This window comes from Frankia sp. CcWB3, from assembly GCF_977927595.1.
This window is the reverse complement of sequence record NZ_CDWRCK010000036.1, coordinates 1-22,380: the sequence shown is the minus strand read 5'-3', so window position 1 is coordinate 22,380 and position 22,380 is coordinate 1. Positions and strand designations below refer to the sequence as shown.

The following is a 22,380-nucleotide window of genomic DNA, read 5'->3' as shown; positions in this document are numbered from 1 at the left end:
TTCGAAACGCGCAAGTTATTTCATTTCGACTCCATAGCTGCAGGGATACTATTCTCGAATGTTCCCGCCAGTGCGCCGAAATCCGCGCGAGACGACCGCCCCAGCTGTCGGCCCCACGACCGATCCGCGCGCCTGGCCGTTCCATCATGAGGCCGCCGGGACGCTCGGCCCAACACCACACCGTCATTGTGCCGGGAGGTCGACATGCCTTTGGTGACCCTGGAAGGCGTCGGGAAGTCGTTCGGCGACAACCGGGTCCTAGCCGACGTCGACCTGTCCGTCGAGGCGGGCGAGGTCGTCATCATCATCGGGCCCTCGGGGTCGGGGAAGTCGACCCTGTGCCGCTGCATCAACCGATTGGAAACGATCGACGAGGGCCGGATCCTCTTCGAGGGCCGTCCCCTGCCCACGGAGAGCCATGAGCTCGCCCGGATGCGGTCACGGGTCGGAATGGTATTCCAATCGTTCAACCTCTTCGCGCACAAGACGGTGCTCGAGAACGTCGCCCTGGGACCGGTCAAGGTCCTGGGGCACAACCGCCTGCAGGCCCGCGCCCGGGCCCAGGAACTACTGGAACGCGTGGGGATCGCCGACAAGGCGGACCGGTTGCCCCGCCAGCTCTCCGGCGGCCAGCAGCAGCGCGCCGCCATCGCCAGGGCGCTGGCGATGGATCCCGTGCTCATGCTCTTCGACGAACCGACCTCGGCGCTCGACCCAGAGATGATCTCCGAGGTGCTGAACGTGATGAGGTCGCTGGCCACCAGCGGCATGACCATGATCGTCGTCACCCACGAAATGGGATTCGCGCGTTCCGCCGCGGACCGGGTGGCCTTCATGGCGGACGGCCGCATCCTCGAGATCGCCCCGCCGGAGAGTTTCTTCGCCGCGCCGCGGACCGAACGCGCCCGGGACTTCCTGGCCCGGGTCCTGCAGCACTGACCTCCACCGACCCGGCCCAACCGGGCCCGACCCGGTCGCACCCGCCGCCCGCCGCGCCGCCGGCACCCGGAGGCACCCGGAGGCACGTACCACCGGAGGGACGCAGTTCCTCAGGGGGACACACACCACCCGACGCCAGATCACCTGCTCCGGACCCGCGGTCCGGACCACTGCGAGAGGATCGGTCATGCGTACATCGTTCAGCCGGACGCGGCGCCCCGCCGCCGGGCATCTCAACGGGAGCTCAGGCGGGTTGTCACGCGGACGCAGCCGCCACAGGCGCGGCGGCGCGCTCCTCGCCGGCGTGACGCTGCTCGCCGCCCTCGGGCTGAGTGCCTGTGGGAGCGGCGGCGACGACGCCTCGGCACCCACCGCCTCGGTGACCTTCACCGCCGGCACCACCATGGCCCGGCTGCACGACGCTGGAAAGATCATCATCGGGACGAAGTTCGACCAGAACCTGTTCGGGCTGAAGAACCTCAGCGGCCAGCCCGAGGGCTTCGACGTCGAGATCTCGAAGATCGTCACGGATGCCCTGGGCATCCCACGCGACAAGGTCTCCTACGTGGAGACCATGTCGGCCAACCGTGAACCCTTCATCCAGCAGGGTCGGGTCGACCTCGTGGTGGCCACCTACACAATCAACGACAAACGGAAGAAGGTCGTCGACTTCGCGGGGCCGTACTACGTCTCCGGCCAGTCCATCATGGTCGCGAAGAACAACACCGACATCACCGGCAAGGACACCCTTGCCGGCAAGAAGGTGTGCTCGGTCAGCGGATCCACGCCGGCCGAGAACATCCGCCGGGTGGCGCCCACCGCCCAGCTCGTGCTGTTCGATGTGTACAGCAAGTGCGCCGACGCGTTGAAGAACGGTCAGGTCGACGCGGTCACCACGGACAAGGGCATCCTGCTGGGTCTCGTCGACAAGGACCCCGACGCCTTCAAGGTGGTGGGTGACACCTTCACGAAGGAGCCCTACGGCATCGGCCTCAAGAAGGGTGACGACGCGTTCCGGAACTTCATCAACGACACGCTCGAGGCCGCTTACAAGGACGGGCGCTGGGAGAAGGCGTACACCTCGACCCTCGGCAAGGTGGAGCCGACCGTGCCCACTCCCCCGGCTGCCGACCGATACACGTCCTGATCCGCCAATCATCGCTCGGGGCACGACCGGTCGGCCTCACCCGGGCCGACCGGTCGTCCACCCGCCACCGCCTGAGGGAGGACAGCGATCGACGCCGTCATCGATAACCTCGGCATCTTCGCCGAGGGCTTCCGCCGGACGGTCGGGCTAAGCCTGTTCGCGTCCGTGGCGGCGCTGATCCTCGGTACCGTCCTCGCAGCGATGCGGGTCTCCCCCGTGCCCCCGCTGCGCTGGACCGGCACCGCCTACGTGCAGACGGTCCGCAACACCCCGCTGACCGTCGTGTTCTTCTTCGTGGTGTTCGTCCTGCCGCAGCTGGACATCGTCTTCTCATATTTCACGTTCGCGGTGGTCGCGCTCTCGATTTATCACGCCGCGCTGGTCTGCGAGGCGGTGCGTTCCGGGATCAATGGGGTTGACCTCGGTCAGGCCGAAGCGGCTCGTGCGTTGGGCCTGACCTTCTCCCAGACGCTGCGAATGATCATCCTTCCGCAGGCATTCCGCAACGTGCTGCAACCGCTGGGCAGCGTGGTGAGCGCGCTGATCCGCAACACCTCGATCGCCGCGGCGTTCGGCGTCGAGGAGCTGACCGGCATGGTCCAACGGCTCACGACCGTCAATCCGGATGCGGTGATCGTCGTGCTGCTCGGCGGTGTGGTGGCATACCTGATCCTCACCGCGGTGCTGGCAGCCGGGCTGTCCCTGGCCGAACGACGGGTGGCGAGGGCGCGATGAGCACCGAGATCATCCTGGCCGATCCACCGGGTCCGCGTGGTCGGCGTCGCATCCTGATCGCGAGTGTGGTGGCCGCCGCTGTCCTCGTCGGGCTGGTCACGCTGGCGGTGCTCCGCCTCGCCGACTCCGGCCAGCTCGACGGCAATCGCTGGAGTGTCTTCGTCGATCAACCGGCGCTGCGCACCCTGCTGTGGAACGGGCTGCTCGACACGTTGCGCGCCGCGCTGACCGCGATGCTGTTCGCCTCGGCGGTGGGGACCCTGCTCGCCCTGGCCCGGCTGTCCCAGCGCCGGGCGGTGCGCATCCCGGCCACGCTGCTGGTGGAGCTGTTCCGCAGCCTGCCTGTCCTGATGCTCATCCTGTTCGCCTACCTCGGTCTGCCGACGCTCGGCTGGCGGCTCTCGGCGTTCTGGGCCCTGGTCATCGGGCTGACCGCCTACAACGGGGCGGTGCTCAGCGAGATCTTCCGCGCCGGGATCCAGTCGGTCGACCGGGGGCAGACGGAGGCCGCGGCGGCGGTCGGGCTGCGGCCGGTCCAGATCTTCCGCCTCATCCAGTTTCCCCAGGCGGTCCGGCGGATGAGCCCGACGCTGGTGAGCCAGCTGGTGACGTTGCTCAAGGACACCTCACTGGGCTACGTCATCGCCTACAGCGAGCTGCTGCGATCGGGACGCAGTGCGGTCGAGTACCTGGGCAGCAGGTACGCCCTGCCCATCTACACCGTCATGGCGGTGATGTACATCGTCACCAACGGGCTGCTGTCGCTGTTGGCCCGATGGCTGGACCGTCGCCAGGACCGCCGCCTCGGCGGCCGCATCCCGGCTCAGCGGGCGGTGCCCACCGCACGGGTCTCGCGCACGACGGTCACCCGGATCTGACCCGGATAGGTGAGCTCCTCCTCGATCTGCCTGGCGACGTCCCGGGCGAGCAGATGGGCGGCGAGATCGTCGACCTCCTCGGGCACGACCATGACACGCACCTCCCGGCCGGCCTGCATGGCGAACACCTTGTCGACACCCGGACGGTCACCGGCGATCTGCTCGATGCGCTCGAGCCGTTTCACATACGACTCCAGGCTGTCGCGGCGGGCGCCAGGCCGGCCACCGGAGATCTGGTCAGCGGCCTGGGTCAGCACCGCGCAGATCGAGCGGGGTGCGACCTCGTTGTGATGGGCCTCGATCGCGTGCACGACCTCCTCGTCCTCACCGTAGCGACGGGCCACCTCCGCCCCGATCAACGCATGAGAGCCCTCGATCTCGTGAGTAAGAGCCTTGCCGAGGTCGTGCAGCAGAGCCGCTCGTTTCGCAAGTGGAAGCGGCATGCGCAGCTCGGCGGCCATGATTCCGGCGAGGTGGGCGCTTTCGATCAGGTGCGCGAGCACGTTCTGGCCGTAGCTGGTTCGGTAACGCAACTGGCCCAGCAGATTGACCAGCTCGGGGTGCATCTCGGAAATGCCGGTCTCGAGCAGGGCGTCCTCGCCCGCCCGCACGCACCGCTCGGCCACCTCGAGCTGGGCGCGGGCGTGCTCCTCCTCGATGCGGTGCGGATGGATCCGGCCGTCGGACACCAGAGCCGCCAGCATGATGCGACCGACCTCGCGACGCACCGGATCGAAGCAGCTCAGCAGCACCGCCTCGGGCGTGTCGTCGATGAGCACGTTGACCCCGGTGACGGACTCGAAAGCCCGGATGTTGCGTCCCTCCCGCCCGATGATCCTGCCCTTCATCTCATCGCCGGGAAGATGCAGGACCGTCACGACGGACTCGGTGGTCTGGTCAGACGCGACCCGTTGGATGGCGGTGGTCACGATCCTGCGGGCGCGTTCCTCACCCTCCTCCTCAGCCCGGGCCTCGATCTCGCGGACCATCAGCGCCGCCTCCCGCCGGGCCTCCTGCTCGATGACGGCGATCAGCTCCCCCCTGGCCTGCCCGGCGGTGAGCCCGGCCACCTGCTCCAGCGCGGCATGACGGGCACGTTCGAGGTCGGCCACCTCGGCCGTCCGACGGGCCAGGTCGTTCTCCCGGTCGAGCAGGTCGCGGTCGCGGCCCGCCAGGCGACGACTATGATCGTCGATGCTGGCCATCCGGTCCTCGACGCGCTGTTCCCGAGCGGCTAGCGCAGCCTCCCGGCTCTGCAGTTCCGTCCGCCGGGCCTGCTGCTCACCGTCGAACGCCGCCCGCGCCGCGGCGATCTCGGTCCGGGCGGCCTCCTGCTCGGCGCGGACGGACTCTCTCGCCGCGGCCTGGAGCCGCGAGGTTTCGACTGCCGCCTCGGCGAGCATCCGCTCGCGCAGTAGGGCGACATCCTCCTCGCCGCGTCGCCGGATCTCGGCGGCATCCCGCTCAGCCCGCGCCAACCGTTCCGCCGCCTCCCGTTCGGCTCGGGCCACAATCTGCGCCGCCTCCTCCGCGCTACCACCATGAGCCGCGCGGAGGCCGCCGTCGGAGCGATCGGCGGTCACGGCCGAACCCCCGGTCCGCGCGGCGGTGCCGTCTCGATCGGCGGGTGAGTCGGCGTCCGTCGTGGCCGGAGCGCCGGAACCCTCCCGGACCGTGGGCAGGACGCGGACCGTCGGCTCCTCGTCGAAGTCCGCCGGACTCGTCACGTCCGCTGGACCGGTCACGTCCCCGACGTCCCGGGCGGCCGGGGTTCGGGACACCACCGGAGCGGGGTCGGGTATCTTGTCAACCCGGGTCGCCCGGACCAACCGCGCCACGGCGAGGATCAGAACGCTCAGGACGGCAAGTACGAGTGACGACAGGACGACGAGGACGCCCTCCATCGCTGCTCCCTCCGCTTCCGTCGGACCCGCACAGGCGGGCTGGAGCGGCGAAGGACCCTCGTCTCGGCACGATCACAGCCGTAGAGGGGCAGCACGCGGATTGCGCCATTGCGATATGGAGCCCGGACGGCCTCCCGAACCGGCCAATCCAACGTCGACCGGCCGGCGAGCATACCGTCTTCGGGCACCCACTCGCAGCGGCTGCCTCCGTGTGAAGTTGGACGAGCTATCAAGACCGCGTCGCCGCGGGAGTCCTGTCACCTTTCAAGAAAGACTAGGTCTCGCACAATCCCTGGTCAAGAAATAAGGGCGCATTGACGGCCCAGGCTCAATCTCCCCACCACTCACACCGAGCCGTCGTCTTCGTCGCCATCAACCACCCAGGCCATCCGACCTCCGCCGTCGAGCCCCTGAGCGACTTGCTCGCTCACGACCCGGACCGCCAGTTCGACCGGATAGCCCTTTCGGGTCAGCATGGCGAGGAGCCTTCGGGTACGGACCTGCTCGGGCAGGCGGTCCATCGACCGCAGCCGACGAAGGACGAGCTCGCGGGCGGCCTCGACGGTGTCCGGATCCACTCCCCGCTTACGCAGCTCTGTGGCCAAGGCCTGCCTACCCAGCCCACGACGGGCCCGAGCGGAGGAGACGAAGGCGGCGGCGAAGGCCTCATCATCGATCAGACCGACGGCGGCCAACCGGTCGAGGACCACACCGGCAATCTCATCGGTGACCCCTCGTCGCCGCATGGTCGCCGCAAGCTCTGCTCGACTCCTCGCTCTGGTCGCCAACTGATGCAGACAGATCTCCCGCGCGACCGAGATCGGATCCTTCAGCCACGGCTCTTCGTCCGCCGCGACGGCCGTCCGGGCGAACGACGGACCGGCCGCGACATTCCCCGGATCTGCTCCTGCCATCGGCTACAGATCGACCGGGACGGGCGCCACGGCATCGGATTCGAGACTGGGCAGGATGCCGAGCTTCTCCTTGATCTTCTTTTCGATCTCGTTGGCCAGATCGGGGTTGTCCCGCAGAAACGACCGGGCGTTCTCCTTGCCCTGGCCGAGCTGATCGCCGTCGTAGGTGTACCAGGCACCGGACTTACGAATAATGCCGTGCTCGACCCCCATGTCGATCAGGGAACCCTCCCGGCTGATACCGCCTCCGTAGACGATGTCGAATTCGGCGGTCCGGAACGGCGGCGCCACCTTGTTCTTCACCACCTTGACGCGGGTCCGGTTACCCACGGCCTCCGTGCCGTCCTTGAGGGTTTCGATACGACGGACATCGAGGCGCACCGACGCATAGAACTTCAGCGCCTTACCACCGGTCGTGGTCTCCGGGGAGCCGAACATCACCCCGATCTTCTCGCGCAACTGGTTGATGAAGATCGCGGTCGTGCCGGAGTTCGCCAGCGCCGCGGTCATCTTGCGCAGGGCCTGGGACATCAGGCGGGCCTGGAGGCCGACGTGGCTGTCCCCCATCTCACCCTCGATCTCGGCCCTCGGGACCAGCGCGGCCACCGAGTCGATAACGATGATGTCCAGCGCGCCGGACCGGACGAGCATGTCCGCGATCTCCAACGCCTGCTCGCCGGTATCCGGCTGGGAGACCAACAGACCGTCGGTGTCGACGCCGAGCTTTCCCGCGTACTCGGGGTCGAGCGCATGCTCGGCGTCGATGAACGCCGCGATACCACCGGCCGCCTGCGCGTTCGCCACCGCGTGCAGGGCGACGGTCGTCTTCCCGGACGACTCCGGGCCGTAGATCTCAATGATGCGCCCCCGCGGCAGCCCGCCGATGCCGAGCGCGACATCCAGAGCAATCGAACCGGTGGGGATGGCCTGGATCGGCGGCCTGGTGTCGTCCCCCAACCGCATGACCGATCCCTTGCCGAACTGCTTGTCGATCTGCGCCAAGGCGTTATCCAACGCCTTCTCACGGTCGAGTCCTGCCATTGGAGTTACTCCATGCTGAGGTCGTCGAGTCTTGGCCACGAGGATGACGTTAGGCCGTGGGTCCGACAGTTTCGAGGGTCGAGGATGATCTGTGGACAAGTAGCCGCACAGGGACGACTCTAGACGAACATGCGTTCGACGACCCGACGACACACCGGACGGTGGCTCAGCGATCCCGCGCCGGCACATCGAACTCCTCGCACACGGTTCGCCAGACGGTCTTGGCGTCGTCACCACGGGCCAGGGCCACCTCGACCGTCGCGCCACCGAGACCGGACAACACATGATCACGCGCAAACGACTCTGCGTACGCGGAACCGAACCGTGTGTTCATCTTCGCCCAGAACTCGGTCAACCGCACTTCGCCAGTGTGCACCGTCCGGACGGGACGGGACCACCCAAGGGGGTCCTGGTCGGGGATCCCCGCCGGGGGTCCCCGGTTGGGGTTCCCACCGGCGGAACCACGGTCGGGGGGAACCACGGTCGCGGGAACCACGACCGGGTCGAGGCCGGGCCCCACGGCGGGCCCGGCCTGAACCACACCGGCGGAAAGTTGTCGGTCCCTCGACGCAGACTGGTCAACGTGCCCAGCTTCGCTTCCCCCGATCCGCCAGATCCGCTCACGGCGTTCTCCGCCCCGACCCGGAGCTGGTTCGGCGCGGCCTTCACCGCCGCGACCCCCGCCCAGCGGGGCGCGTGGGAGGCGATTCGCACCGGCGGCAACGCGCTGGTCGTCGCACCCACGGGTTCGGGGAAAACGCTGGCCACCTTCCTGTGGTCGCTGGACACGCTGGCCCGCTCGGCGCCGCCGGCCGAGCCCACCCGGCGCTGCCGGGTGCTCTACGTCAGCCCGCTCAAGGCGCTGGCCATCGACGTCGAACGGAACCTGCGGGCGCCGCTCGCGGGGATACGCTCCGCCGCGCAACGGCTCGGTCTACCCCAGCCGGACGTGACCGTGGGTCTGCGGTCGGGCGACACCACCGCCGCCGAACGGCGCGGTTTCGGCGCCCGGCCCCCCGACGTCCTGATCACCACCCCGGAGTCGCTCTTCCTCATCCTCACCAGTGCCGCGCGGGAGTCGCTGCGCGGCGTCCGGACGGTGATCGTCGACGAGGTCCACGCGGTGGCGGGCACCAAGCGTGGCGCCCACCTCGCGCTGAGCCTGGAGCGTCTGGACGCCCTGTTGGACACCCCGGCCCAGCGGATCGGCCTGTCCGCCACGGTGCGGCCGGTCGAGGAGGTCGCCCGCTTCCTGGGCGGAACGGCCCCGGTGGCGGTGGTCCGCCCGCCCGCGGCCAAGACCCTCCAGATCGACGTCGTGGTGCCGGTCGAGGACATGACCCGGCTCGGCGGACAGCTCCTCGACGGGTCCCCGGACGGCTCGGCGGCCTCCGCCCCGCACCGAGCGTCGATCTGGCCGGCGGTCGAGCAGCATGTCCTCGACCTCGTGCTGGCCCATTCCGCCAGCATCGTCTTCGCCAACTCGCGCCGGCTCGCGGAGCGGCTCTGCGCCCGGCTGAACGAGCTGTACGCCGAACGGCTCGCCGCGGCCACCGCCGCGGGCGAATCCGTGGCCGGGGACGGGCCGGGGGAAGCCAGCCGGACGTCACCCGCGGCGTTGATGGGCGCCTCGGGTCAGGGCGGCGGCACGGCGTGGCCGGAGATCGCGCGGGCCCACCACAGCAGCGTGAGCCGGGAGCAACGGGCCGGAATCGAGGAGGATCTCAAGGCTGGCCGGCTGCCCGCGGTCGTCGCGACCTCCAGCCTGGAACTCGGCATCGACATGGGAGCCGTCGACCTGGTCGTGCAGATCGGGTCCCCGCCAAGCGTCGCCGCCGGGATGCAGCGCACCGGCCGCGCGGGCCACCAGGTCGGCGCCACCAGTCGCGGCGTCATCATCCCGAAGCATCGCAGCGACCTGCTCGAATGCGCCATGGTCGCCGAGCGGATGCGCTCGGGGGCGATCGAGCGGCTGCGGTACCCGCGCAACCCCCTCGACGTGCTGGCCCAGCAGATCGTGGCAATGACGGCGATGGAGGACTGGCACGTCGACGAGCTCGGCGCGCTGGTCCGACGCACCGCGACGTTCGCGACGCTGCCGGCCTCCGCCTTCGAGGCGGTCCTGGACATGCTCGCCGGCCGCTACCCCTCCGACGCGTTCGCCGAGCTGCGCCCCCGCATCACCTGGGACCGCGTCACCGGGATCCTCACCGCCCGCCCGGGCGCCCAGCGGCTCGCCGTGACCAGCGGAGGCACCATTCCCGACCGGGGCATGTTCGGCGTCTTCCTCGTCGGGGAGCGATCCAGCCGGGTCGGGGAACTCGACGAGGAGATGGTCTATGAGTCGCGGGTCGGCGACGTGGTGCTCCTCGGCTCATCCAGCTGGCGCATCGAGGAGATCACCGCCGACCGGGTCCTGGTGACGCCGGCTCCGGGACGGCCCGGTCGGCTCCCCTTCTGGCATGGCGACGCCCCAGGCCGACCCGCCGAACTCGGCCGCGCGCTCGGCGCGTTCCTGCGCGAGATCACCAGGTTGCCGGCGCAGGCGGCGGCCGACCGCGTCCGGGCCGCCGGCCTCGACGATCGGGCCACCGCCAACCTGCTGCGCTACCTCGACGAGCAGAAGGCGGCCGTCTCGATGACGATCGGACGATCGTCGTGGAGCGTTTCCGGGACGAGATCGGCGACTGGCGCCTAACGGTGCACTCCCCGTTCGGTGCTCCGGTGAACGCACCCTGGGCGCTCGCCCTGGGCGCCCGGCTGCGCGAGCGGTACGGGGTCGACGTCCAGATCATGCACACCGACGACGGCATCGTCGCCCGGATCCCGGATGCCGCCGAGCCGCCCGGCGCCGATCTCGCGCTGTTCGAGCCGGACGAGATCGACGCGATCGTGCGGGCGGAGATCGGGAGCAGCGCCCTGTTCGCCAGCCGGTTCCGCGAGTGTGCCGGGCGGGCCCTGCTGCTGCCCCGCCGGACCCCGGGGCGACGGACCCCGCTGTGGCAGCAGCGCCAGCGCAGCGCACAGCTGCTGTCCGTCGCCGCGACGTTCGCCAGCTTCCCCGTCGTGCTGGAGACCATGCGGGAGTGCCTGCAGGACGTGTTCGACGTTCCGGCGCTCGCGGAGCTGATGCGCGAGGTGTCGGCCCGCACGCTGCGGGTGGTGGAGGTGGAGACGCCGTCCCCGTCTCCGTTCGCCTCCGCCCTGCTGTTCGGCTACGTCGCCGCCTTCATGTACGACGGGGACGCGCCGCTGGCCGAACGCCGGGCGCAGGTGCTGTCACTGGACAGCTCCCTGCTGGCCGAACTCCTCGGCGAGGCGGACCTGCGGGAGCTGATCGATCCCGCGGCGCTCGCGCAGGTCGCCACGGAGCTCGCGCGGCTCGCCCCGGACCGCCACGCCCGCGATGTCGAGGGGGTGGCCGACCTGCTGCGCATGCTCGGCAACCTCACCACCGCGGAGGCGGTCGCCCGGGGTGCCACCCTGGGCTGGCTCGCCGAGCTCGAACAGACCCGCCGGGCCCTACGGGTCCGTATCGCCGGCGAGGAGCGGTGGGTCGCGATCGAGGACGCCGGCCGGTTGCGCGACGCCCTGGGCGTACCGCTGCCGGTAGGAGTTCCCGACGCCTTCACCGAACCGGTGCGTGACCCTCTCGGAGACCTGATCTCCCGCTATGCCCGTACCCACGGACCGTTCGACACCGAGGAACCGGCTGCCCGGCTGAGGCTGGGCACGGCGGTGGTCGCCGGTGTCCTGGACGGGCTGGTCCGCGGCGGCCGCCTCGTCCGCGGCGAGCTGCATCCCGACCGCGGCGGTGAGCAGTGGTGCGACGCGGGCGTGCTGCGCGCGCTGCGACGACGCAGCCTGGCCGCCCTGCGCAAGGAGGTCGAGGCGGTGCCGCCCCGGGTCCTCGGTGCCTTCCTACCGGCCTGGCAGTCGGTCACCAGCGGACGTGGCCGGGGGGTGGACGGCGTGCTGCGCGCCGTCGAGCAGCTGCAGGGCGCGCTGATCCCGGCGAGCGCGTGGGAACAGCTCGTCCTCCCGGCCCGCGTCGCCGACTACTCACCGGCGATGCTCGACGAGCTGTGCTCCGCCGGCGAGGTGCACTGGGCGGGCGCCGGCGGGCTGCCCGGGGACGGCGGCTGGTTGACCCTGGTCCTCGCCGACACCGCGCCCCTGCTGCTGCCTCCGCCCGACCCGGAGATCGCCTCGGGTCCACTGCACACCGCGATTCTCGACGCGCTCACCGGCGGGGCGGCCCTGTTCTTCCGGGCGCTGTCCGACCGGATGGGCTCGCTCGACGACACGGCGCTCGCCACCGCGCTCTGGGATCTCGTCTGGGCGGGGCGGGTGACCAACGACACCCTCGCCCCGCTGCGCGCCCTGCTGGGTTCCGCCGCCGTCCCCCGTCCCCGGGCGGCACGGTACGGACGGCCGGCGATGCCGCGGCGGACCGGCCCCCCGACGGCCGCCGGCCGCTGGTCGCTGCTGCCCGAGCGGGACACCGATCCGACCCGGCGCGCCCACGCGCTGGCCGAGGCGCTGCTCGAGCGCCACGGCATCGTCACCCGCGGCGCGGTGACCAGCGAGCGGCACCCGGGCGGGTTCGCCGGGGTCTACCGGGTCCTCAGCGCCTTCGAGGACGCCGGCCGCGCCCGCCGGGGCTACTTCGTCGAGTCCCTGGGCGCGGCCCAGTTCGCCGTCCCGGGAGCGGTCGATCGGCTGCGCTCCATCGCCGCGGCACAGCGGGACGCCGAGGCCGCCCCGGCCTGGGCGCAGCCGGCGGCCGGCCCACCGAGCTCATCGTCCGCGCAGGCCGTCGTCCTGGCCGCGGCCGATCCGGCCAACCCGTTCGGTGCCGCGCTGCCCTGGCCGACCCGACCGGGGGATGACGCGGACGGCGCCGCCGGCCACCGGCCGGGGCGCAAGGCGGGCGCGATGGTCGTCATCATCGACGGGGAACTCATCCTCTACGTGGAACGCGGGGGCCGTTCCCTGCTGTCATGGACCGAGAACGACCATCGGGTGGCCCCGGCGGTGGAGGCGTTGGCCCGCGCCGTGCGGGACGGCCGGCTCGGCAGGCTCACGGTGGAGAAGGCGGACGGCCAGACGATCGTCGGCAGCACCCTGGGTGCCGCCCTGGAGCGCGCCGGTTTCCACCCGACCCCGCGGGGCCTGCGGCTGCGGAGCATCAGTTCCGAGAGCATCAGTTCCGAGAGAAGGAAATGAGACGGGCACGTCCGCGGGTGAACGCTCCCTCGGCAGCCTTGAGACTGATCTCCAGATCCACGGCCGCCTCCCGGGTACTCTTCCCGGCCGCCCGAGCCATGATCACCTCACGCTCCCGGCCCTGCAGTGCCCCGGCCCGGGCCAGCAGCCAGCGGGCTTCCGCACGGTCGCAGACGGCGTCGTCCGGGGCCGGCTCCCACGGCTGCAGATAGCCGCGTACGACCGCCCGCTCCGCGCGCTGACGAGCTCTATGATGATCAATATACAGACGTAGCACCGTCGTCGTCAGAAACTGCCCGACCCGGCTCGCGTCGAGATCCCGCAATCCGGCGGCGCGGATGAATGCCTCGTGTACACAGTCCTCCGCGTCGGCCTTGCTCGGCAACCGCCTACGGGCTATGTGGATGAGCCGATCATGATGCGGGAGCATCAGCGACCATCGCTGCTGGCTGTATGGCCGGTCCAGCTCGACCACGGGCGCAGCGGATACAAAATCAACCGAGGGCGTGTCCCCGGCAGGGCATGTCACGGCTTGCTCCACCTGTCATGCTCAGACCGCGCCGCCCCCCAGCACGATCGCCTACCTTCCCGGAGCGCGCCAGCACCGAGAATCGCGATGTGCCTTGGTCAGTTGGACCCGCTGCTTGCCAGAACAGCGGACTAGGACAAGGCGGACATTACCATCCGCTCTCACGTGAGCCAGCAGCGGCATATCCCGGTGGGCGGCGTGCCCGCCCGATCGATACGCACCGTGTTATCGCCCGGCTGTGATCCGAGCTTATCGCGAGCCGCATTGGCGCCATCAACCGGTCAGTACACCGCCAAAACGGGCGAGAGAATGACGTTCTGCTTCGTAAGCCCTCATGGAGCCACTCGCCGCCGGTCACTGTGGGTACACGAAGGAACTGGGCGGAACGTCTCGACGACCTACCCGATGGCGCTACCCGGTCTGGTACACGACACCTGATACACGACACGAGGTACGACAGCCCGTCCCCGCTGTCGGGTGCCATCGAAGATTTTAGTAGGACATCATATTTTCGGTATAGATTTCAATAGGAAGCCAAAGGTTTTAGTAGCTGACCCGGTTTGGTGACGGCACGGCGCGGTGCAGGCCCGGAGTGGGAGCCGTTCAGGTGCGACTGCGTGGGTGTCGGGGTGGTGGGCCGGTGGGTCCAGAAGGTGGCGACCGCCCCGGTGGCGATGCCCGGTTGTTCGCCGGGTGCCGGTGGTAGCGCGATCGGCTCGGGCTGGGTGGCCAGCCACCGGGTGAGGTCGATTCAGGTCTGGGCGCGGCGGCGCACTGGTGTGTCCGGGGCCAGCCGGACGACGAGGTGGTCGCGGGGCAGCGGGTACACCGCGTTGGAGCGGTGATGCAGCAGCTCCGCGCCAGTGGGGGTCGACCCCGAAGACCCGCCAGGCATCGCGCAGCACCGGCAGGTCGGGCAGTCCGGAGTCCTGGCGTGCGGGCAGGGCCATCGACGGCTACGCCGCCGTGGTAGCCAGCGCCCTGCGGATGTGCTCGCGCAGGTCGACGACCTCGGGCTGCCTGTTGTGCGGGGCGGCCCCACGGTGTCCAGCACACGCAGCCGGGCGTAGCCGCGGGTGGAGGACAGCCCCGTGATCGCGTCCACCGCGGCGTAGCCGGTGGCCACTGCGGCGTCGAGATCGCCGGCCTGGAACTGCACCGAGGCCAGCGGGGGCAGGATCACCGCGCGGCTGCGTTCGTACTCCGCGCCGTAGCCGGTGGCCGCCGTGGTCAGCTTCTCGATGGCCTCGGGCGCGAACTCCGGGCGGGTCAGCGACAGCAGGTACAGCGAGTGCCCCTGCTGGGCGGTGATCTCCGCCTCGTTGACGAACCACGCCCACGGCGGGGTCGTGGCCGGGTCGGCGGCAGCGTAGGTGTCCTGGGCGTTCCCGATGGCGCGGCGGGTGGGTTCGGGCTCACCGAGGGCGGCACGGCACCACCCGAGCACGGCGGAGATGTAGCCCTGAGTGATCGTGCTGACCGGGTGGCTGCGGTTGGCGGCCGTGGCCGAGGCAAGCTGGACCAGGCGCAGCGCCTCACCCGCGCGATCGGCGTGTTTGGTCGGGTCGAGGCCGTGCAGGTGCAGGGCCTGGTGTGCCATGTCCAGCAGCACGTCTACGGCGAGGTCCGGGGCGCGGGGGTGGTCGTCGGCACGGCGGGCGGTGTCCAAGGCGTAGGTCCACAGACGGCGTGCGGCGTCGTGGTCCTCGACGTCGTAAGCCATCCACCCGGCCATGCTGGCCAGCTCGGCGACCGCGACCAGCAGCCGAGTTCGGACCTCCGGTGCGCAGACGGCGTCCTCCAGCCGGCGCACCTGGTGCAGTTGCGTGATGGCCGCAGCGCGGCACAGCCCGCCGCCGTGGGCGAAGTCCGAGCGGCGGAATCCGTCGGTGATCGCCTCGATCGCGTCGACATCCGCGGCGCCGATGCGGGGCCTGCTCACCGGTTCGACCTCACCGGGCAGTAGCGCGCGCAGGCTCGATCCCAACGTGGCGGCTGTGACCAGGGTGAGGAAGTCCCTGCGCTCCAACCAGCTCACCTCCTCCTGTGCCACCACGCTACCCGGGTCCTCGGCCGGGAAGCCGAGCAATCGCGGTGGGATGCGCAGGCGGGTGGCCAGACGGGCAGCCAGCTTGACGTGGGTCAGCCGACGCTCACCCCGCTCCACAGCCGAAACCCGGGACTGGGACAGATCCAGCAGGTCAGCGAGCTGGAGCTGGGACAGCCCGGTGTGCTGACGGACTGCGGCGAACACCGCGCCGAAGTCGTAGCGGGCCAGCGCGGCGCGCAGGTCCGCGTCCTCGTAGAACCCGTCCGGGATCGGCTTGCGGAACCCCGCGGCGCGGGTGCACGAGCCGCACATCCGGTCGGTGGCGGTGGCCAGCACGGTGCCGCAGAACCGACAGCGTTGTCGTCCTGGACCAGTCATGGCTCGCCTTCCGCTCCCGAACGGTGTTCGCGCAGGTTCACAGCGTAAACCCCCGCTCTTACCAGTCGGTCGTGTCGAGCCCGCGATGTCAAGCCCCAGTGGGGCTAGCACCGCTGGGGATCGGAAAGGCCGGTGCGGACCGGGATGGTGATGGACATGGCCACGCCGCTGACGATGACCGACCAGGCCCCACCTAAGCCGATCCCCGCTGGTCCGCGCCGCTGGCCGGACTCGTCAACGATGGGGACGGCGGCGGCCGACGCAAGCGCCCGATGGCCCGACTCGGAGCCCCGACCTGGGTCGGGCCACCGGGTTTCCATCCCGGTGCCGCCCGCCGGACGCCCGCTGATGATCTTCCCCACCGGCGGCGGTCGGCGAGGTGCTTGCTCGTGGCCCGCGGGCGTGATCGGGGTGCGGTCGCTGATGGAGGAACGGACGACGGCGCGGCCCACGGGACCGGCAGCGGGATGGTGGTGGGGCACCAACTGGCCCGGCGGCACCTTCTGTGCCGGCCGCGCCCACGTGGTGCATCCCGCCCAGCCCGCCTCCGGGTTGTGCGGGCTGCCGGTGGACGACGTGTGGGAGCGGCGCCCGCCGATGCCAGAGCACCTGTGCCCGGACTGCTGTGTGCTGGCGATGGCCACCTCTTACCCGCCGTTCCCGCCATCCCCAGCGCCCCCGCTGCCGCACAGGCCGGAAAGCATCGGCAGGCCGCTCCCGGCGCCCGAGGCACCGGCCGAGAAGACAACCCCGCTGCCCGCCGGCCAGATCCACCTCAACGACCTCATGGTGCTCCCTGGCCGCGGCGAACTGTCCTCGGTCATCGGAGTCTGGCCGTGCTCGGACCAGCACACACGCCTGCTGTACGTGTGCACCGCCAACGGCGACTGGGCACACCGGCGCACGGACAGCCCGCTGCTGCGCGCCAGCATCCGCTCCCCGGCCGGCCGCAGTCAGCCGACCCGCCGGACGAGCAGGCAACAGGTTCCTGGCCTGGAAGTCCTTGCCCCGCAATGCCTCCACCGCCAGGTTAAAGAAGATCCACCCGTCAACAACGAAAGGTTCACCATGACCGCAACCCTCGCCACCGAGACCCCGACCACGCCGCCCCCAGCCACCGAGGACCCGTTCGCCCTCGACGTGCAGATCATCACCGACGTTCCGCCCGGCCATCCGCTGGCCGGTTGCAAGGGCAACACCGACGACGGCTGTGACCCCACCTGCGCGTCCGCGTGCGTCACCGGCGGCGTGTGAGATCCGCTGCCCGGATGCGCGGCACCGGGGCCGGGGGCGACGTCCTCCGGCCCCGGCGCTGCCCCACTCGCCCGATCTCGACAGCCCTTGGAGGACCCGATGCGTGCCAGCGACAGAAAGCCGCTCTACCGACACGTCGACGTCGCGTTGCTGCGGGCCGCAGCAACTCCGCTGACCGACACCGTGGACTCCTGGCCCGACCTGACCGACATCGGCGGATGCCGGCGTTGGCTGGAGGAGATGTGGTCCCGGCCCGATCTCGCCGGTGCCGTGCGCCAGGCCAGCCCGTCCCTGGGGGAAGGCGTCGACGCCATCCGCGCCGGGCATGTCGTGAGCGACAAGCAAATCCGCAGCGCCACCCTGTCCACCGCGCGGTACCTGTTGCGCAGCATCGGCCGCCCCACCCCGTTCGGTCTGTTCGCCGGTGTGGCGCCGGTGGTCTTGGGAAGGACGGCCCAGGCGGACTGGGGCGAGGAGCATCGGGGCGTGGCTCGTGTCAACACCGGGTGGCTGGCCGACATCATCGCTCGGGTCGAACGGTGCCCCGAACTGCTGGAACAGCTCGATGTGGTGGTCACCGACCTCGCTGTCCGCCGCGGCGGGCGACTCGAAGTACCGCAAGGGCCGAACAGGGTGACCATCCGCTACACCCGCGCGGTCGCGGCCGTCCACGACCTAGCGGCGACGCCGGTCCGGTTCGGGGCGCTGATCGACATGCTGGCCGAGGACTTCACCGCCTCCCGACCCACCCTGCGGGGCATGCTCACCGAACTCGTCTAGCAGGGCTACCTGCTGACTAGCCTGCGTGCCCCGTTCACCGTCACCGACCCGTTCGCCTACCTCATGGACCGGCTGCGCGACGCCGACGCCGTCTCCATCTCGGACATCGCGCCCCTGGTTGGTGACCTCGACACCATCCTGGCCGAGTTGCGCCACCACAATCACGAGGTGACCACGCGGGCCGAGCAGAGCCGTATCCGCGCGACAGTCACCCGCCGGATGAGGCAACTCTCGCCGGATGGCCGCACCCCGCTCGCGGTGGACCTGCTGCTCGACTGCGCGGTTCGGCTGCCCAACCAGGTCGCCCAGGAGATGGAGCGGGCCGCCAGCGCGCTGCTGCGCGTGACGCGGCAGCCGACCGGCGAAGCAACCTGGCGTGACTACCACTCTGCCTTCGTCGACAAGTACGGCACGGGCACGATGGTGCCGCTGGCCGAGGTGCTGGACCCGGATGCCGGCCTGGGGTATCCGGTGGGGTATCGCGGGAGCGTGCTGCCCACGCCGCCACCGGGGATCTCCGAGCGCGACGAGCGGCTGCTGGTGCTGGCCTGGCAGGCGATGGCCGACGGCACCCGCGAGATCATCCTGACCGACGACGTGATCGGCGAGCTGACCGGCGAAACGTTCGACGACCGGTACATCCCGCCGCACATGGAGTTGTCCGCCCGCATCCACGCCGCCACCACCCAATCGCTGGATCGGGGCGACTTCCTGCTCACCGTCGCGCCCGCCCGCTCCGCCGGCACCCTCACCAGCCGGTTCACCCCGACGGCCACCGGGTCCGGCCTGGCGCGGGCGTACCGGGCATTGCCCGCCGCCACCGCCGGGGCGCTGCGGGTGCAGATGTCCTTCGGGCCGCTGTACCCGCACGCGGAGAACGTCTGCCGCGTCCCGGCCTACCTCGACCACGTGCTCCCGCTGGGCGAACACCGCCAGCCCGGCGACGACAGCCTGCTCACGATGGACGACCTGGCCATCACCGCGACCCGCGACCGGCTGCACCTGGTCAGCATCTCGCGTCGTCAAGTGGTTGAGCCGCAGGTGTTCCACGCGCTCGCACTGGACAAACAGCCCCCGCCGCTGGCCCGGTTCCTGGCGCACCTGCCACGGGCGTTCTCCGCCGCCTGGTACCAGTTCGATTGGGGACCGCGCGTCCGACTGCCGTTCCTGCCACGGGTGCGCTACCGGCGCACCGTCCTGTCCCCGGCCCAGTGGCGGCTTGCCCCCGACGATTTCCCACCCGGCCAGGCCGGTCCTGGCCAGTGGAGGCAGGTACTCGACCGGTGGCGGCGCCGCTGGGACTGCCCTGACGTGGTCGAGCTCCGCGACGCGGACCGCACGCTGCGCCTCACCCTCAACGAGCCCGCCCACGCCACCCTCCTGCACGCCCACCTCAAACGGCACGGCCAGGCGATCCTGTACGCGGCCACCCCGGCGGCCGACTACGGGTGGATCGACGGCCACGCCCACGAAATCGCGCTGCCCCTGGTCACCACCTGCCCCGCTGCACCCGGCCCGCTGCACGGCCTCCTACCCGCCGTGACGAACACGCACGGGCACCTGCCCGGCGCCCCGGACGCCACCTGGCTCTCGGCGAAGCTGTTCACCCATCCCGAACGGATCGGCGAGATCGTCGCCGAGGCGCTTCCCGGCCTGCTGGCCACGCTCGACACACCCGCGTGCTGGTGGCTGCGATACCGCAGCCGACAGGAGACAGACCACCTGCGCCTGCGGCTGCGCACTATCCCCGACTGTTACGCGCAGTACTCGAACGCGGTCGGGGAGTGGGCGCAGCGGATGCGCCAAGCAGGACTGGCCGGGCGGCTGGTGATCGACACCTACTCCCCGGAAGTCGGCCGCTACGGGCACGGCGAGGCACTGGACGCCGCGGAGAACGTCTTCGCCGCCGACTCCGCCACCATGGCCGCCCTGCTGCGGCACCAGCCCACCACCGAGGTCGACCTCGGGCTGGTGGTGGCGAACATGGTAGGCATCGTCAGCGGGTTCTTCGGCGATCCCAACGAGGCGATGGACTGGCTGGCCGCCCGGCCGGCCCCGGCTGCCGCTGCGGCCATCGACCGGGCGGTGGCCGAGCGAGCGACCCGGCTCGCCACCGACCCGGCCGGGCTGTGGTCGCTGTCCGGCTGGACCGTCGACATCGGGCCGGCGTGGGACAACTGCGCCGACGCGCTGGCCAATTACCACAAGGCGCTGCCACCGGAGGCGAACACCGACGTGGTGCTGGAGTCGCTGCTGCGCATGCACCACAACCGGGCCGTCGGCATCAACCGGGACAGCGAACGCACCTGCCGCCGCCTGGCCCGGCAAGCCGCGCTCACCTGGCGAGCCCGCCGTAGCGGTGGTGCCCGGTGACCTACACCGACCCGTACACGCCACCGCCCGAGCAGCATCCCGCACCCGGCTGGGGTCAATCCCTGGCAGACGGGGCCGCCGGGCTGGCGCTGCTGCACATCGCCTATGCCCGCGCCGGGATCGGAGACTGGGCCACCGCCCACCAATGGGTCAAGGCCATGACCGCCGAACCCGTGGCCGCGGACACAGGCGCCGGCCTGTACCGGGGCGCCCCGGCGGTCGCGTTCGTGCTGCGCACCGCCGGCCAGCCCGTCTACACCGGCGTACTGCACACCCTCGACGAGCACATCGCCGCGATCACTTGCACCCGTCTGGAGGCAGCGCACGAGCGGATCGACCGCGGCGAACTGCCCGCGCTGCGGGAGTTCGACCTGATCAACGGGCTGACCGGACTCGGCGTCTGCCTGCTTCAAGCCGTCCACGCCGACCCGCGCCACCCCGGCGGCGACCTGCTACGCGACGTACTGACCTACCTGGTCCGGCTGACCGGCCGGACCACCGTCGACGGGGCCACACTGCCCGGCTGGTGGACCGCGAATGGGCCGTCCGACCAGCCCGACCCGTGGTGGCCCGGCGGCCACGCCAACCTCGGCATGGCGCACGGCATCGCCGGACCGCTGGCGCTGCTGTCCTCCGCCATGATCGGCGGCATCACCGTGCCCGGACAGGCCGACGCGATCGAACTCACCGACTGGTTCCTCAACTCCTGGCGCTGCGGCTCGGTGATCAGCCCCTGGTGGCCCGGCATGATCTCCGCCCGCGAATGGGTCAACGCCGCCGCCGACCAGCCGGGTCCGCAACGCCCGTCCTGGTGCTACGGCGCCCCCGGCCTGGCCCGCGCCCGCCACCTGACCGCCCAGGCACTGGACACCCCGAACAGGGTGGCCGACGCCAGGGCCACGCTCGTCGCGTGTCTCACCGACGAGGCTCAACTCGCCCAACTCGGCGACGACTCGCTGTGCCACGGCTGGGCCGGGCTGGTGCACGTCTCCCGCCGGATGCTCGCCGACACCGAACCCGGCGGCGAATTCGCCGAGGTCCTGTCCCGGTTGGAACACCGCTGGCGTCACCGCCGCACCCAGGCGGCCCGAAAACTATCGGAGGTGAGGGGGATGCTGGAAGGCGACGCCGGAATCGCGCTCACCGATCTGCCGCCGGGCACCGGATGGGACGTCTGCCTGCTCACCGTCCCGCCCACGGCCGGACCAACGCACTCGCCCGTATCCGCAAGTACATACACGGAAGGAACCGGATGACCAACGCCACCAGCACCCGCCCCGAGGACCTGCGCGAGCAGATGATCAGCAACATCCGCACCGCTGGTCACCTGCGCTCCGAGCGCATCGAGCAGGCGTTTCGGGCCGTTCCCCGGCACCGGTTCGTTCCCGCAGCCTCGGTCGAGGAGGCGTACGCCAACAAGGCGATCACCATCAAGCCCGGCGCAGACCGGCCCGCCAGTTGCATCTCCGTGCCGACCGTGGTGGCGATGATGCTCGGCCAGCTCGACCCGCAGCCCGGCGACCGCGTGCTGGAGATCGGGGCCGGGACCGGATACAACGCCGCCCTGCTCGCCGAACTCGTCGGCGACGGCGGCAGTGTCACCACCATCGACATCCACCCCGACGTCACCGGCGACGGCGCCATCGGCGACGCGGACCACGCCCCCTACGACAAGATCATCGTTACGGTCGGGCCGTGGGACCTGCCCCCGGCCTGGTTCGACCAGCTCGCCCCCGGCGGTACGCTCGTGGTCCCGCTGCACTGGCGGGGCCAGGCCCGCAGTGTCGCCTTCTCCCGTCAGGACACCCATCTCCGGGCGGAAAGCAGCCAGCTCTGCGGGTTCATTCCCATGATCGGTATCGTGTCGACCGGCGAGCAGACCGGCACGATCACTGACAACGTGGACCTGTACTGGGATGCCGACCAGAACATCGCCCCGGCCGCCCTGCACGAGGTGTTCACTGGACTCGAGCCCACCGTGTGGTCCGGCGCCTCCGTCGTCGCCAACGAGCCGTTCGACCACATCTGGCTGTGGCTGACCGCCACCTCACCCGGCACCTGCCGCATCGCCGCCGAAGACGAGGCCATCGAGTCCGGGGTCTGCCGCCCCGCGTTCACCTACCGCACCCCCGCGATCGTCGAGGGCGACTCCCTGGCATACCTCACCAAGCCCCGCCCCGTCGACCATCCCGGCCCGGACCGCGAACGCCGCTACGAACTCGGCGCCAC

General features: G+C 70.7%; 14 protein-coding genes and 2 pseudogenes. 10 read left to right on the top strand and 6 right to left on the bottom strand.

The window, feature by feature from the left end; all coding sequences use genetic code 11:
- Positions 1-204: 204 nt before the first annotated feature.
- The 4 genes from ACY5KJ_RS04990 to ACY5KJ_RS04975 all read left to right on the top strand — a co-directional run bounded on the left by ACY5KJ_RS04990 (position 205) and on the right by ACY5KJ_RS04975 (position 3,699).
- Positions 205-939, top strand: a complete 735-nt coding sequence (locus ACY5KJ_RS04990; RefSeq protein ID WP_462187603.1) for an amino acid ABC transporter ATP-binding protein — start codon at positions 205-207, stop codon at positions 937-939.
- 187 nt (positions 940-1,126) lie between these two features.
- On the top strand, positions 1,127-2,086 hold the full coding sequence (locus ACY5KJ_RS04985; protein WP_462202875.1) for a glutamate ABC transporter substrate-binding protein: 960 nt from the start codon (positions 1,127-1,129) through the stop codon (positions 2,084-2,086).
- Between the two features lie 87 nt (positions 2,087-2,173).
- Positions 2,174-2,821 carry an amino acid ABC transporter permease gene (locus tag ACY5KJ_RS04980; RefSeq protein WP_462187612.1) on the top strand — a complete coding sequence of 216 codons (648 nt, stop codon included), beginning with the start codon at positions 2,174-2,176 and terminating at the stop codon, positions 2,819-2,821.
- Positions 2,818-3,699 carry an amino acid ABC transporter permease gene (locus ACY5KJ_RS04975; protein ID WP_462187605.1) on the top strand — a complete coding sequence of 294 codons (882 nt, stop codon included), beginning with the start codon at positions 2,818-2,820 and terminating at the stop codon, positions 3,697-3,699. The genes ACY5KJ_RS04980 and ACY5KJ_RS04975 overlap by 4 nt, the downstream gene beginning before the upstream one ends.
- Here ACY5KJ_RS04975 and rny read toward each other — a convergent pair.
- The 4 genes from rny to ACY5KJ_RS04955 form a co-directional block, all read right to left on the bottom strand.
- Positions 3,645-5,603, bottom strand: coding sequence for a ribonuclease Y (gene rny / locus ACY5KJ_RS04970; RefSeq protein WP_462187606.1), 1,959 nt, complete (start codon positions 5,601-5,603; stop codon positions 3,645-3,647). The genes ACY5KJ_RS04975 and rny overlap by 55 nt on opposite strands.
- A 344-nt stretch (positions 5,604-5,947) precedes the next feature.
- Positions 5,948-6,517, bottom strand: a complete 570-nt coding sequence (recX, locus tag ACY5KJ_RS04965; RefSeq protein ID WP_462202874.1) for a recombination regulator RecX — start codon at positions 6,515-6,517, stop codon at positions 5,948-5,950.
- 3 nt (positions 6,518-6,520) lie between these two features.
- Entirely contained in the window at positions 6,521-7,558 is a 1,038-nt protein-coding gene (gene recA, locus ACY5KJ_RS04960; RefSeq protein ID WP_462187608.1) for a recombinase RecA, read from the bottom strand.
- A gap of 166 nt (positions 7,559-7,724) precedes the next feature.
- Entirely contained in the window at positions 7,725-7,919 is a 195-nt protein-coding gene (locus ACY5KJ_RS04955; protein WP_462187609.1) for a DUF3046 domain-containing protein, read from the bottom strand.
- Between the two features lie 192 nt (positions 7,920-8,111).
- Between ACY5KJ_RS04955 and ACY5KJ_RS04950 the strand changes: the two are divergent.
- Positions 8,112-12,787, top strand: a pseudogene (locus ACY5KJ_RS04950) (ATP-dependent helicase).
- Here the strand turns inward: ACY5KJ_RS04950 and ACY5KJ_RS04945 are convergent.
- Both ACY5KJ_RS04945 and ACY5KJ_RS04940 read right to left on the bottom strand, forming a co-directional pair.
- Positions 12,765-13,316 (bottom strand): RNA polymerase sigma factor, encoded by a 552-nt coding sequence (locus ACY5KJ_RS04945; protein WP_462187613.1) that lies wholly within the window; start codon positions 13,314-13,316, stop codon positions 12,765-12,767. The pseudogene ACY5KJ_RS04950 and the gene ACY5KJ_RS04945 sit on opposite strands and share 23 nt — an antisense overlap.
- A 751-nt stretch (positions 13,317-14,067) precedes the next feature.
- Positions 14,068-15,744, bottom strand: coding sequence for a helix-turn-helix domain-containing protein (locus ACY5KJ_RS04940; RefSeq protein WP_462187611.1), 1,677 nt, complete (start codon positions 15,742-15,744; stop codon positions 14,068-14,070).
- Between the two features lie 423 nt (positions 15,745-16,167).
- Here ACY5KJ_RS04940 and ACY5KJ_RS04935 point away from each other — a divergent pair, with 423 nt between their 5' ends.
- The 5 genes and pseudogenes from ACY5KJ_RS04935 to ACY5KJ_RS04915 all read left to right on the top strand — a co-directional run.
- Positions 16,168-16,998 (top strand): FxLD family lanthipeptide, encoded by an 831-nt coding sequence (locus ACY5KJ_RS04935; protein WP_462202873.1) that lies wholly within the window; start codon positions 16,168-16,170, stop codon positions 16,996-16,998.
- Positions 16,999-17,097: 99 nt separating this feature from the next.
- Positions 17,098-19,149, top strand: a pseudogene (locus tag ACY5KJ_RS04930) (lantibiotic dehydratase family protein); the annotation flags it as partial.
- Positions 19,150-19,317: 168 nt separating this feature from the next.
- Complete coding sequence (locus ACY5KJ_RS04925; RefSeq protein WP_462202876.1) at positions 19,318-20,151, top strand: thiopeptide-type bacteriocin biosynthesis protein; 834 nt, start codon at positions 19,318-19,320, stop codon at positions 20,149-20,151.
- A complete protein-coding gene (locus ACY5KJ_RS04920; protein WP_462202872.1) occupies positions 20,148-21,407 on the top strand; it encodes a lanthionine synthetase C family protein in 1,260 nt (419 codons plus the stop codon). The genes ACY5KJ_RS04925 and ACY5KJ_RS04920 overlap by 4 nt, the downstream gene beginning before the upstream one ends.
- Positions 21,404-22,380 (top strand): class I SAM-dependent methyltransferase (locus tag ACY5KJ_RS04915; RefSeq protein ID WP_462202871.1); only part of this gene is annotated, 977 nt, incomplete at its 3' end. The genes ACY5KJ_RS04920 and ACY5KJ_RS04915, both read left to right, overlap by 4 nt.